Origin of the sequence: Gordonia sp. HS-NH1 (assembly GCF_001418765.1) — a bacterium.
GTDB lineage: Bacteria > Actinomycetota > Actinomycetes > Mycobacteriales > Mycobacteriaceae > Gordonia.
The window spans coordinates 75,962-88,596 of record NZ_LIYC01000005.1 but is presented as its reverse complement, the minus strand read 5'-3'; the positions used below and the strand labels follow the sequence as shown (position 1 = coordinate 88,596).

Annotated in this window: 14 protein-coding genes; 7 read left to right on the top strand and 7 right to left on the bottom strand. The window is 68.6% G+C overall.

Going from position 1 to position 12,635, the window contains the following annotated elements; translation table 11 throughout:
- Nucleotides 1-3 precede the first annotated feature (3 nt).
- The gene (locus tag AMD30_RS06040) at nucleotides 4-834 is read left to right on the top strand and encodes a carbohydrate ABC transporter permease (RefSeq protein ID WP_055475025.1); all 831 of its coding nucleotides are present in this window, start codon (nucleotides 4-6) and stop codon (nucleotides 832-834) included.
- A gap of 3 nt (nucleotides 835-837) precedes the next feature.
- Nucleotides 838-2,013 (top strand): ABC transporter ATP-binding protein, encoded by a 1,176-nt coding sequence (locus tag AMD30_RS06035; protein WP_055475024.1) that lies wholly within the window; start codon nucleotides 838-840, stop codon nucleotides 2,011-2,013.
- A 28-nt stretch (nucleotides 2,014-2,041) separates the two neighbouring features.
- Here the strand turns inward: AMD30_RS06035 and AMD30_RS06030 are convergent, their stop codons facing one another.
- Nucleotides 2,042-2,899, bottom strand: a complete 858-nt coding sequence (locus AMD30_RS06030; protein ID WP_055475023.1) for a hypothetical protein — start codon at nucleotides 2,897-2,899, stop codon at nucleotides 2,042-2,044.
- Nucleotides 2,889-3,578 (bottom strand): metallophosphoesterase family protein, encoded by a 690-nt coding sequence (locus tag AMD30_RS06025; RefSeq protein ID WP_055475022.1) that lies wholly within the window; start codon nucleotides 3,576-3,578, stop codon nucleotides 2,889-2,891. Before AMD30_RS06025 ends, AMD30_RS06030 begins: the two co-directional genes overlap by 11 nt.
- Nucleotides 3,579-3,635: 57 nt before the next feature.
- On the opposite strand from AMD30_RS06025, the gene AMD30_RS06020 reads away from it, so the two are divergent.
- From AMD30_RS06020 to AMD30_RS06010, 3 genes are all read left to right on the top strand, one after another.
- Entirely contained in the window at nucleotides 3,636-4,229 is a 594-nt protein-coding gene (locus AMD30_RS06020) for a suppressor of fused domain protein (protein ID WP_035717466.1), read from the top strand.
- Between the two features lie 160 nt (nucleotides 4,230-4,389).
- The gene (locus tag AMD30_RS06015) at nucleotides 4,390-5,103 is read left to right on the top strand and encodes a HemK2/MTQ2 family protein methyltransferase (protein ID WP_035717488.1); all 714 of its coding nucleotides are present in this window, start codon (nucleotides 4,390-4,392) and stop codon (nucleotides 5,101-5,103) included.
- Entirely contained in the window at nucleotides 5,091-5,303 is a 213-nt protein-coding gene (locus AMD30_RS06010; RefSeq protein WP_010842930.1) for a CDGSH iron-sulfur domain-containing protein, read from the top strand. The genes AMD30_RS06015 and AMD30_RS06010 overlap by 13 nt, the downstream gene beginning before the upstream one ends.
- A gap of 12 nt (nucleotides 5,304-5,315) precedes the next feature.
- Here the strand turns inward: AMD30_RS06010 and AMD30_RS06005 are convergent, their stop codons facing one another.
- From AMD30_RS06005 to AMD30_RS05995, 3 genes are all read right to left on the bottom strand, one after another.
- The gene (locus AMD30_RS06005; protein WP_055475021.1) at nucleotides 5,316-6,338 is read right to left on the bottom strand and encodes an iron-containing redox enzyme family protein; all 1,023 of its coding nucleotides are present in this window, start codon (nucleotides 6,336-6,338) and stop codon (nucleotides 5,316-5,318) included.
- Nucleotides 6,339-6,496: 158 nt separating this feature from the next.
- Entirely contained in the window at nucleotides 6,497-7,138 is a 642-nt protein-coding gene (locus AMD30_RS06000) for a hypothetical protein (RefSeq protein ID WP_055475020.1), read from the bottom strand.
- Between the two features lie 66 nt (nucleotides 7,139-7,204).
- A complete protein-coding gene (locus AMD30_RS05995; protein WP_010842933.1) occupies nucleotides 7,205-8,290 on the bottom strand; it encodes a magnesium and cobalt transport protein CorA in 1,086 nt (361 codons plus the stop codon).
- A gap of 64 nt (nucleotides 8,291-8,354) precedes the next feature.
- Here AMD30_RS05995 and AMD30_RS05990 point away from each other — a divergent pair, with 64 nt between their 5' ends.
- On the top strand, nucleotides 8,355-9,311 hold the full coding sequence (locus tag AMD30_RS05990) for a glycine betaine ABC transporter substrate-binding protein (RefSeq protein ID WP_055475019.1): 957 nt from the start codon (nucleotides 8,355-8,357) through the stop codon (nucleotides 9,309-9,311).
- Between the two features lie 115 nt (nucleotides 9,312-9,426).
- Here AMD30_RS05990 and AMD30_RS05985 read toward each other — a convergent pair whose 3' ends face one another.
- A complete protein-coding gene (locus tag AMD30_RS05985; protein WP_014926309.1) occupies nucleotides 9,427-10,257 on the bottom strand; it encodes an SDR family NAD(P)-dependent oxidoreductase in 831 nt (276 codons plus the stop codon).
- A 30-nt stretch (nucleotides 10,258-10,287) separates the two neighbouring features.
- Entirely contained in the window at nucleotides 10,288-11,850 is a 1,563-nt protein-coding gene (locus AMD30_RS05980; RefSeq protein ID WP_055475018.1) for a flavin-containing monooxygenase, read from the bottom strand.
- 187 nt (nucleotides 11,851-12,037) lie between these two features.
- Here AMD30_RS05980 and AMD30_RS05975 point away from each other — a divergent pair, with 187 nt between their 5' ends.
- Complete coding sequence (locus AMD30_RS05975) at nucleotides 12,038-12,622, top strand: TetR/AcrR family transcriptional regulator (protein WP_231632654.1); 585 nt, start codon at nucleotides 12,038-12,040, stop codon at nucleotides 12,620-12,622.
- Nucleotides 12,623-12,635: the final 13 nt, after the last annotated feature.

Sequence of the window (12,635 nt, the reverse complement as noted above, 5' to 3'; positions counted from 1 at the left end):
CCGTTGAATGCGAGCGGAAAGTCCAAGGCCTGGTGGTCGATCGCCAACATCCTGGTGATCCTGTATGCACTCATCCCGCTGCTGTGGATCATCAGCCTGTCCTTCAAGCCGGCGAGCAGCGTGACCGACGGGAAGTTCTGGCCGAGTGAGTTCACCCTCGACAACTACAAGAGCATCTTCGAGACCAGCGCCTTCACCTCGGCGCTGATCAACTCGATCGGCGTGGGTCTGATCACCACGGTGATCGCGGTGCTCCTGGGGACGATGGCGGCCTATGCGGTGGCCCGCCTGGACTTCCCGGGCAAGAAGCTCCTGATCGGTGCCGCGCTGCTGATCGCGATGTTCCCCCAGATCTCGCTGGTGACACCGTTGTTCAACATCGAGCGGGCCATCGGGTTGTTCGACACCTGGCCCGGCTTGATCCTGCCCTACATCACCTTCGCGCTGCCGCTGGCGATCTACACCTTGTCCGCGTTCTTCCGCGAGATCCCGTGGGAGCTGGAGAAGGCCGCCAAGATGGACGGCGCCACCCCGTGGCAGGCCTTCCGCAAGGTCATCGCCCCGCTCGCCGCCCCGGGCGTCGTGACGGCGGCGATCCTGGTGTTCATCTTCGCCTGGAACGACCTGCTCCTGGCACTGTCGCTGACGTCGACCGAACGGGCGATCACCGCGCCGGTGGCGATCGCGAACTTCACCGGCAGTTCGCAGTTCGAGGAACCGACCGGGTCGATCTCGGCCGCCGCGGTGGTCATAACCATCCCCATCATCATCTTCGTGCTCTTCTTCCAACGTCGAATCGTGGCCGGCCTGACCTCCGGCGCCGTGAAGGGATAACCCATGGCAGACATCGTTCTGGACAACGTCTCCAAGCAGTATCCCGACGGCTCCACCGCCGTACACGGGGTCGACATCGAGATCGCCGACGGCGAGTTCGTGATCCTGGTGGGCCCGTCGGGATGCGGTAAGTCGACGACGCTCAACATGATCGCCGGACTTGAGGACATCTCCGGCGGCGAGCTGCGGATCGGCGGGGAGCGGGTCAACGAGCGCGCACCCAAGGACCGCGACATCGCGATGGTGTTCCAGAGTTACGCGCTCTACCCGCACATGTCGGTGCGCGAGAACATCGCCTTCCCACTGACTCTCGCGAAGATGCCGAAGGATCAGGTGGCCGCGAAGGTCGACGAGGCCGCGCGCATCCTCGACCTCGGGCAGTACCTCGACCGCAAGCCGGCCAATCTCTCCGGCGGTCAGCGGCAGCGCGTGGCGATGGGCCGGGCGATCGTGCGCTCCCCGAAGGCGTTCCTGATGGACGAGCCGCTGTCGAACCTCGATGCGAAGCTGCGCGTGCAGATGCGTACGGAGATCTCACAGCTGCAGCAGCGCCTGGGGACCACCACGGTCTACGTGACCCACGACCAGACCGAGGCGATGACCCTCGGTGACCGGGTCGTCGTGCTGCGCAACGGGTATGTGCAGCAGATCGGTACGCCGCAGGAGCTGTACAACAATCCGACCAACGTGTTCGTGGCCGGTTTCATCGGCTCCCCGGCGATGAACTTCCTGTCCGGTCGCCTCGGCAGCGAGGGTATCGAGACCGCGATCGGCACCATCGTCCTCGACGACCATCGTGCGGTGGTCTCCCGTGCCGGAGACGTCGGCAGTGGCGGCGACGTGCTCATCGGCATCCGGCCCGAGCACCTCGAAGACGCGTCGCTCGTCGACTCGACGACCCGTGGACACGGCGGGACCTTCGCCGCGAACATCGACGTGCTCGAGTCGATGGGTTCCGACATCTACGCCTACTTCGGCGTCGGGTCGAGCCGGGCGTCGAGCGACGCCCTCGCGGAGTTGTCCGCCGATTCCGGAACCGATCTCGGCGGCAACCAGTTCATCGCCCGACTGTCCCCGGACTCGAAGGTGAGCCGCGGCGGTTCGGCGGAGCTGTTCTACGACGCGTCGAAGATCGCGGTGTTCGACCAGAGCTCGGGGCAGTCCCTGCGCGTCCGCTAGTGTCCCGCCTGTCCCTGCAGGCGTCGGCTCAGCGCCGGCGCCTGCGGGAGTGGTCGAGCAGTTCGTCGAAGACGTGTTCGTCCCAGATGTGCCTGCGCACAAGCCGATACCGTTCGCAGGCCACCCACATGTACAGCTCGGCGTCGCTGTCGAGGTCGGGCCGGATGCCCGCCCGGCGCGCCATCCGCACGACCGGCAGGAACTCCTCACCGAACCAGCGCCGAGCGGTCTCGGTGCGGTTGAGGAACTCGCCGATCTCCTGGCTCAGGCGAAATCCCCACGCCTCGACGTTCTCGGCGAGTTCGGCGTAGTCGAACGGGAAGCTGAGTCGGATGGCCTCGGCCTGGGACCCCTCGAGCGGCACGCGTGACAGGAAGATCCGACGATGGTCCTTGAGGACCAGGTCGGAGGTCGCGGTGATGCCCTCGGGGGAGATGCGCGTGTGGATCAGGGTGACGTAGGCGTCGATCGTGACCCAGTTCCGCGCGATCGCGATGGACACGCGGTGATGGCCGTCGATGACGAAGTGCATCGATCCGATCCGGTACAGCTGTACCGGAGGGACGGATTCGCCGCGGCGTTGCGCGGCCGCCAGCCGCTGCCAGCGCTCCCGGCCGCGCGACGAGGTGGGCCGGAAGTAGCGGTCGAAATCCTTGGTGCGGTCGACACTTCCGACGATCGAGGACACCTCGACGACCTGCAGTCCGAGTGAGGTCTCCCCGGTCCGTCCGAGCGCGGCGACGACCTCGTCGAACGGGAGGATGGTGTTCACGTCGGCGGGCTGACGCATGAACCACTGCGCGAGCCGCGCGCGTTCGGCCTGGCGTCGCATCCGGGCGAAGTCGTTCTCCGCGTCGGCGTCGGGAAATCCGGTGTCACGCGCCATGTCTGCGCCTCACGATCTCGACCTCCCGGGTCACGGGATCGATGTCGAACTGACAGAAGCCGACGACGTTCATCGACGTCGTCGACGACCCGATGGGCAGATCCGACGGCCGTTCGCCATACGGATGCACGTGCCCGTGGACCAGCAGTGCGGGTTGCAGCGACCGCACCAGTGGATGGAAACAGTCGAAACCCCGGTGGGGAAGATCGTCGCGGTCGCCGACGCCGCGTGCGGGGCTGTGGGTGAGGAGGATGTCGGCGCCACGCGGCGGCGACAGGGCGGCCGTGCACCGCAGGCGGAGGGAGCGCAGCCGTTGCTGGGTGTCGGTGTACTGGTTGGTGCCGCCGTTGTAGCGACGGCTGCCGCCGAGTCCGCTGATGCGGAGTCCGGCGACCGAGACGGTACGCCCGTCGGCGTTGACGGCACCGCAGGGTCCTGGGTCCTCGGCGGGGAGCCCCGCCCGCGTCCAGCCGGTCCGGCCGCGCCGGTAGCCGCGCAGGTCCCGGTCGTGATTGCCGGGTACGAAGACGCACGGCGCGTCGCACAGCGACGACAGGATCTCCAGGTACTCGAACGGGAGATCGCCTGCCCCGAGGATGAGGTCGGGGCGGGACTCGATCCCCACGCCGAAGGTGAGGGAATCCACCACCTCGTCGGCGACAGCCAGAACCCGGACCATGGCTCCAGGCTAGAGGAGCGCCCCGGACCCTCGCGGCCGGTCGGTAGCCTGTCGGATGTGAGTGAAGCCGTGACAGAGGTCGTCGGACGATTCCTGGAAGACCGGCTGGGGGCGACGCCGCAGCATGCGTCGGTGACGTTCCTGGGGGTCGAGCCGATCGACGTCCTGCGGTTCGTGACCGGCGACACCGACGATCGCGGCACGGTGGTCTACGTGACGTCGGGCTGTGCGCGGCACCCCATGTCCGATCCCACCGACCTGCATGCCGATCCGGTCCGTGGCCCCCGGGCCGAATTGGTCGTGCGCATGCGGTCGGGTACGCCGCTGCCGGGTCTGCACAAACGCATGGCGACGCTGGCGGCCGCGCCCGCGGTCGAGGGTCTGATCATCGCCGCCGACGCCCTGGTCGACCTCGGCGAACCCCTCTGGGACGGTTCCCCGTTCACCGCAGTGCTGCTCGAGGCCGACGAGCTGGGCATCGTCGAACTGCCCGAGCCGATGGACCCGGTCACCATGCTCCGGGCCATACCGATCACCGCCAACGAGGCCGCGTGGGTCCGACTGAAGGGTGCCGACGCGCTGCGGGAGGCGTGGCGCGAGGCGGGTATCGACGTGACCAGGCCCGACCGTTCGTCGGCGACACCGTCCTGAGACGGCCGGCGGATCGTCGGCGGACACATCCGTTCCCAGGTTTCGGAACGTATGACAGAGGGAACGTCTGAGCACGACATCACGGTCGGTCGGAAAGGTGAGGGTGCATGGAGTCACGGGGTGCAGGGACCATCGGCACGGCGGATGGGCGGTGCCCGGCGTGACGCTCACATCATCGTCGCCGACGACGACAGCCGCACGGTCCGATCTCGATGTCTATCTGCCGCAGCAGGACACGCAGTTGCTGATCGACACCCTCCGATCCCGCGGGGTCTCCGGCGCCCGTGTCCTCGATCTCTGCACCGGCAGCGGGGCCATCGCCATCGCGGCGGCCCGGGCAGGTGCGGCCGAGGTGACCGCGGTGGACGCCTCCCCGGACGCGGTCGCCTACGCGCGCCGGGCGGCAGCCGAAGCCGGCGTCCGGATCGAGGTGACACTCGGTGATCTCCGCCGTCACCGGGGTCGCTATGACGTGGTCACCTGTAATCCGCCCTATGTGCCGACCCCGCCCGAATCCGAGGCGGCGCTTCATCCGGCCGGGCCGTCGCACGCCTGGGACGCCGGCCTCGACGGCCGGGCCGTCCTCGACCCGCTGTGCGCACGCGTTCCCGATCTGCTGGTGCCCGGCGGCGCATTCATCCTCGTGCACTCCGAATTCGCGGACGAGGACGCCTCGGTGCGCGCTCTGCGCGCCGGCGGGCTGACCGCGGAGGTGGTGGCCGAACGGGTCATCCCATTCGGTCCGGTCCTCACCGCGCGCGCGGGCTGGATGGAGGAGTGCGGAATGCTCGAACGCAACCGCCGGATCGAGCGACTGGTCGCGATCGTCGCGGTCGCCCCGGGCGGTTCCGGTCCAAGGGGATGCCCGGCGTGAGTGGGGACGGCAAGCGCAACGTGGTGCGGGTGGTCCGCGGCGGACCCGTCCTCGTATCCGGCCCCGTCGAGATCGAACTTCCCGACGGTGCCAAGGTCGAGTCGGATCGGTTCATGGTCGCGGTGTGCGCGTGTGGCCGCAGCAAGAACTATCCGCTGTGCGACACCAGCCATCGCAGGAAGCGTCGACGGACCGACTGACCCCCGGGGAGCTCAGATGCCGGGAAAGGCGCTCTCGCCGTTGTCCCAGGCGGACAGCACATACCGGTCGAGGGCGTCTTCGACGAACAGGAAGGCGCGGATCCCGAAGATCACGTCGACCTCGGCGTCCGGCTCGGTGCGGATGAGATCGCCGACGACATCGGTGCGCAGGATCTGCTCGTGAACCGCATCCGCCTCGACGTGTTCGCGATAGAAGCGTCGGCAGGCCTCCGGCGCGTCGAGCTGTTCCAGGCCCGCGAGCAGGCGCTGGGAGCCCGGGGGCGAGGTGATCTCGGTGGCCGCCAGATGTCCGACCGCGGCACCCCGGTACCGGCGATGGAGGCCGAACAGCGACATCAGGTTGACCGGTGTCAGGGCGACCCCGGGGACCGTGTCGAGGTAACCGAGGTAGTCGGCGCTCAGATCCGCGGCCCGGAGCAGGTCGGCGAAGAGCTCTTGATGCACGGCGTCGCCTCGCCCGCCGCCGAACTCGTCGAACTCGACGGCGACATAGGCGGCCTTGGCGTGGCCTCTCAGACGCGGGATCGCCCACGCGTGCGGGTCGGCCTCCTTGAGGTGGTACAGCGAGCGCAGCGCGAACAGCTGTCGGTACTGCTCCCACGTCCCCGCGTCGCGGAGGCGGTACGAAGCACCGTCGCCGTCGGGGTTCTCGATGCAGAGCTCGTCCATCTCGTGGTCGGCGGAATCGGCAGCGGTCGCGGTGGGCACGTCCCGGTGCAGGGCCGCGAGGAAGGGCCGCTCGAGCGCGGCCCGCACCGCGAGGAGCGCGGGGTTCCATTCCCACTCGACCTCGGCGTCGGCAAACCCCATGTAGTGCATCTCGTAGCAGAGGTAGAGGGCGAGCTGGAGGTCGTCGCCGTAGGGGTCGGCGTCGTCGATCGGCAACTCGGGAACCGACGCGGAGTCGGGATCACCCCGCAGGAGATCGATGACGATGCCCGACAGCGGTCCACGCGCACTCGGCAACTCCGGCCGTCGGAAGGCCGTGTCGTGCACCGTCGAGACGTCGACCATCGGATCAGCTGACACCTGCGAGTCCTCCTGTCGTGTCCGGGCGTCCGGTATCGCTGCGTGCAGCGAACGCGGACTCTTCCGGATAACCGAACCGGGCGCCACGCAAACCACCCGGATGTGACTGTGACCGTTGTCCCAGCATAGGGTCGCCGGTCGGCTCAGGCGATCTCCCTGCGCAGGGACTCGTCGAGGGAGACGCGGACCAGCGCGGCAGCCAGGGCCTCGGGTCGCCCGTCGGCGAGGTCGGCGAGCCGGGCCGGATCGTCGGGCAGGGCGAGGTCGCGCGCCGCGGCGAGTGCGCGCTTGTCGAAATACGGTGCCGCCCAGTCCCACACCGACTGCACCTCGCGCAAGAAGATGTCGGCCCCGACCGGCCCGATACCGGTGAACCCCTGGAGCAGCTGTGCCGCGCGGGCGGGCTCGGACCCGGCCTCGTCGGCGAGGCGGCGCAGATCGCCGTGATAGTCGTCGAGAACCTTCCGTGCTGCCTGGCCGAGGCGGGTGGCGGTGCTCTCGTCGTAGCGGACGTAGTGGCCTCGGCCGAGGGCGTCGACCAGGCTCTGCCAGTCGGCCCGCGCCATCTTCTCCGGCGTGCGGTAACCGGCCGCGAACAATTCGCGGGCGGCTGCCACCGCGATGTCCGCGGAGATCCGGGTGCTCAGCAGCAGGGCGAGCACCAACAGTTCGAACAGCGGCGACGGCGTGTTCTTCAGCGTGATGCCGGCGTCCTCGGCGTAGGTGTGGCCGGCGCGGTCGAGCAGGGCCCGGGCCGTGTCGCCGGCGTGGTCGGTGCGGGTCATCGCGGCCGATTACCCGTCGCTGTGCCCGGGTAATCCTCCGTGCGGTCGCGGGTCACACGCCGGGGGTCACAACCAGTGACTGCGGCGGAACACCACGAACAGCACACTGCAGAGCGTGGCCAGGCAGGCGAGCACGACGGGGTAACCCCACTCCTGATGGAGCTCGGGCATGTGGTCGAAGTTCATGCCGTAGATGCCGGCGACCATGGTGGGCACCGCGGCGATCGCGACCCAGGCCGAGATCTTGCGCATGTCGGTCGACTGCTGGATGCCGACCTTGGCGGCCGCGGCCTGCAGTAGTGAGGTGAGCAGGTCGTCGTACTCGAGGACGCGGTCGATGACGGTGGTGAGGTGGTCGGAGACGTCGCGGAACTGGCGTCGGATCTCTTTGGGCACCAACGGGTTACCGCTCGCCGTCAGGCTCTGCAACGGTGCCGCGAGCGGCGTCACCGCGCGACGCAGTTCGAGCACCTCGCGACGCAGGAGGTAGACCGGGTCGATGTCGAGCGAGTGGCCCTGGCGGCCGAAGACGACCTCCTCGATCGCGGCGACGTCGACGTCCATCCGGTCGCTGACCGCCAGGTAGGTGTCGACGACCTTGTCGGCGACGGCGTGCAAGACCGCGGTGGGGCCGAGGGCGAGTCGCTCGGGATGGGTTTCCAGACGGCGCCGCAGCTCCGACAACTCGGTGTGCTCGCCGTGCCGCACGGTCAGGACGAAGTCGGGTCCGGCGAAGACCATGATCTCGCCGGTCTCCACGACCTCGCTGGCCAACGCCATCGTCTCGTGCTCGACGTACTGCACGGTCCGCAGGACCAGGAACTGGGTCTCGTCGTACACCTCGAGTTTCGGTCGCTGGTGCGCGTGTACCGCATCCTCGACGACGAGTTCGTGCAGGCCGAACGTGGCTCCGACGTCGGCCATCTGCGCGTCGTCGGGGGCGTGCAACCCGACCCACACGAAGCCCTCGCCCGCTGCCCGCACCCGGGCGAGGCCCTCGGTGTAGGTGACGCGGCCGGGCTGTCGGCGACCGTCGATGTAGACCGCGCAGTCCACGATCGCCCTAGCCACCGGGACACGGATCTGCGGGAGCGGTCGGCGTTCGCGGCGTGGGGACAACCCGCGCGGACCGGGCCGGGGGAGCGACGGCATGAGTGCCGATGGTACCCGGCGGCCTCGTTCGGGCGCGGAGCTGTGCTGGGGATACGGTGGCGGGGTGCCTGAACGTCTTGTCCGCAAACGTCTCGTCACGCTGGCCGGCCTGCTCGTGGTCCTCGCGGCGGTGATCGCCGGATGCGCCGACGACGCCTCGTCCCCGCCGCGTGGGCTGGTGATCGGCTCGTCGGACGACCCGGCGATGCGGGTGATGGCCGAGATCTATGCGGGGGCGCTGCGCAACTCCGGCTCCGTGGTGTCCGCCGACCAGCTCCGCGGTGACGTGCCGACCCTGCTGGACGAGATGGATCGCGCCGGACTCGATCTCTTCCCGGCCTTCACCGGGGAACTGCTGACGATGCTCTCCCCGTCGTCCACCGCGATCGGTGCCGAAGACGTCTACCGCGACCTCAACCGCGCACTGCCGCAGGGTGTTTCGGTCGGTGACGAGACGCCGGTGGCAGCGGCTCCGCAGATTTTCGTGTCGACGACCCTCGCGGGCGACGTCGGCGCCACCGGCCTCGACGATTGTGCGCGACTGCCCTCGGGCCTGCCGGTCGCGGCCGTCGCCGAACCCGACGAGGCGACCATGCGTGCCTTCGCCGACGCGGGCTGCGTGTTCGGCCCGGTCGAGCTCGCCGCGACGTCCGAGGACGTGCTCCGTCGCGCCGCCGGCGGCACGGCTGTCGGTCTGCTGACGCCTCTCGAGCTCGCCGGCGAGAACGCCGAGGGCGCGTCCTCGGAGGTGCAGGCGCTCCGGACCACGCCGGGCGGCGGCGACACCGCGGACGGTGCGGTCGACGCGGACGCCGACCAGGCGGACCCCTCGGGCCCGCGGGCGGAGGTCCTCGTGCCGGTTTTCCGTTCCGCGGCGCTGAATCGCGACCAGGTCAAGGCGATGAACAAGGTGGCGGGCGAGATCACCACCGCCGATCTCGCCACCATGTCCGCCGAGGTCGACGGTGGGGCGGACCCGCGCGATGTGGCCCTGGCCTGGCTGGGCGAACACGGGCTGTAGACACGACACGGCCTGCCGGACACGACACGGCCCTGCCGGACACGACAAACGCCGTGGCACCAACACGCCCCCGACCGCGTGTTGGTGCCACGGCGTCGCCGGCTCACCTGAGGTGTCAGGCGGCCTTCGACATCGCCCAGCCGGTGAGCTTCGCCGACACCCACTGGTACTTCGACGCGACCAGGCGCACCGCGAGGTCGAGGATCTTGGCGTCGGTGCCGACGAGGATGCGTGCCTTGTTCTTGCGAACGCCCTCGATGATCACCTCCGCGGCGTCTTCGCTCGTCATACGGGCGAGATAGCGATCGAAGAGCGCCGCCGTGGCCTTCTGGTCGTGGTCGCCGGACACGGTGGCGTTCCGGGCGATCGCGGTCTTGATGCCGCCGGGGTGCACACAGGACACCTGCACCGGGTGCTTGGCGACGATCATCTCCTGGCGCAGCGCCTCGGTGAACCCGCGCACCGCGAACTTCGCGGAGTTGTAGGCGGCCTGTCCCGGCTCGGCGAGCAATCCGAACAACGACGACGTGTTCACGATGTGCCCGTCGCCGGAGGCGATCACGTGGGGCAGGAATGCCTTGGTGCCGTTGACGACTCCCCAGTAGTCGACATCCATCACCCGTTCGATGTCCTTGAACTCGGTGCGCTCGATCTCCCCGTGGTGGGCGATGCCCGCGTTGTTGAAGACGACGTTGACCACGCCGAAGTGCTCGGCGACGGTGTCGGCATAGGTGAGCACAGCTTCGCGCTCGGCGACGTTGAGCAGCTGCGAATGAACCTCGGCGCCGGCTTCTTTCACCAGCTTCTCGGTGACGGCCAGGCCGTCGGGGGTGACGTCGGAGATGGCCAGCCGCGCACCACGGCGCGCGAGCTTGACCGCGATGTCACGGCCCATTCCCGAACCGGCGCCGGTGATCACGACGACCTTGCCGCGAAAGTCCTTCATGTGTTGTCTCCTGTGAGTGGGTGCGGTCGGTCAGGCGTTGGCGGTGGCGGGCGAGTCGATGTCCTCGCCGGTGGCGGAACCGGCCGACACGGCGGGTGCGACGGGTCGCCGGGCGCCGCGGGTGACATCGTAGGCGGCGACATCGAAGGACCGGGTCGCCTGTCGGAACGCGAAGGTGAAGCCGGGCCACAGAGTCGTGATGTTGCCGTTGGCGTCCTTGTACCAGGAGGCGCACCCGCCGTTCACCCAGACGCTGTTGCGGAGCTTGTGCTGGATGCCCGCGTTGAACTCCTGCTGGGCGGCGAGCTTCACCTCGGTCCGGGTGATGCCCAGCGCGCGAGAGGTTTTCAGGTAGTCGACGAGGTAGTTGAGCTGCGACTCGATCATGTAGACCATCGAGGTGTGGCCCAGGCCGGTCGACGGGCCGACCATGAGCATCATGTTCGGGAAGCCGTGGACGAACGAACCCTTGTATCCCTGCATGCCGATCTCGCTCCACACCTGCGCGAGGCTGCGGCCGTCCTTGCCGATGATCTTCTCGAACACGGGGGAGTCGGTGACGTGGAATCCGGTGGCGACGACGATCACGTCGACGTCCCGGACGGTGCCGTCCTTGGCCACGATCCCGGTCGGGGTGATCCGGTCGATGCCGTCGGTCACCAGATCGACGTTGGGCCGCGCGAGCGCCGGGTACCAGTCGTTGGAGCGCAGGATTCGCTTACAGCCCACCTGGAACGTCGGAGTCGCCTTGCGGCGCAGTTCGGCGTCGCGGCCGATGCCGCGCAGGATGTTGGCGCGGCAGAGCAACTCGACCGGCTTGAGCGACTTCGGTGAGTAGGTGAGGCCGAACGCCACGACCTCGTTGGCGGCGTAGATCCCGCCGCGGACCGCGGACTGGTACCCCGGGACGTTCTTGTAGGCCCAGTGTTCGACCGAGCTGTAGGCGCGCTCTGTGCGGGGCACGATCCACGGTGCGGTGCGCTGGTAGACGTCCAGACGGCCGGCGACCTTCGCGACCTCGGGGACCAACTGGATGGCCGACGCCCCGGTGCCGATCACGGCGACCCGCTGACCGCCGAAGTCGTGGTCGTTGTCCCAGCGTGCGGAGTGCACGATCTTGCCCTCGAAGGACTCGATGCCCTCGATGTCGGGGAGGTTGGGTTCACAGAGCGGGCCGACACCGCCGACGAGCACTCGCGCCCGGACCTGGTCGGTCGTGCCGTCCTGGAGGGTGTCGATGATCCACCGGCCCTCGTCCTCGTTCCACTCGGTCCGGGTCACCTCGGTGCCGAATCGGGCCTTGGCGGGGATGTCGAACTTGTCGGCCACCCCGTTGATGTAGTCGTGGATCTCGGGCTGGTGCGAGTACGACCGCGACCACGTGGGGTTCTTCGCGAACGAGAAGGAGTAGAGCTGTGAGGGCACGTCGCAGGCCGCGCCGGGGTAGGTGTTGTCGCGCCAGGTCCCGCCGAAGTCGCGACCGCGATCGAGGAGGACGAAGTCGTCGAAGCCGTTCTGCTTGAGACGGACCGCGGCACCGAGACCCGAGAAGCCGGCACCGATGATGGCGATCTCTACATCGTTCGTTGTCATGGTGTCACCATAGGGTGGTACTGAACACGTGTCAATAGCTATTGAACGAGACTCAATAGGAGTAGTCTGGCCGGGTGGCCAGAGGACGAGGAAGTGCAGAGTGTCGGTGATCAACGGCAAGACGATCAGCGGCGACCCGATCGGCGGCGACGCCGGCGACCGGCGCGCCCCGCACAAGCGCACGCGGATGAGTCCCGAGGCGCGTCGCGACCAGCTCATCGAGTACGGCCTCGCCATGGTCGGGGACCGGCCGCTCGAGGAGATCACCATCGACGCGATCGCCGACGCCGCCGGGGTGTCGCGGGCGCTGCTCTTCCACTACTTCGCCTCGAAGCAGGAGTTCCACGTCGCGATCGCGCAGGCCCAGGCGGACCGGATGCTCGCGCGTACCGAGCCGGACGAGTCCCTGGGTGATCCGATAGCGATCCTGTCGGCGTCGATGGCCGCGTTCGTCGACTATGTGAGTGAGAACCGCACCGCCTACACCACGCTGATCCGCGGAGCCTCGAGTTCGGACGCCGCGATGCGGGAGGTGTTCGACCGCACCCGCGAGGTGATGGTCGCCCGGGTCCTCGACCACGCTCCGGTGTTCGGGGTCGAGGTGACCCCGGTCGTCGTGATGAGCGTGCACGGCTGGATCGCCTTCGTCGAGGAGACGACGATCCGGTGGCTCACCGCGGAGACGACCGAGGCGCCGACGCTCACCCGGGACGAACTGCTCGCCCTGATCACCGCCGCGCTTCCCGCCCTCGCGGCGGCGACCATCGGCTAGCTGCCGGCACAGC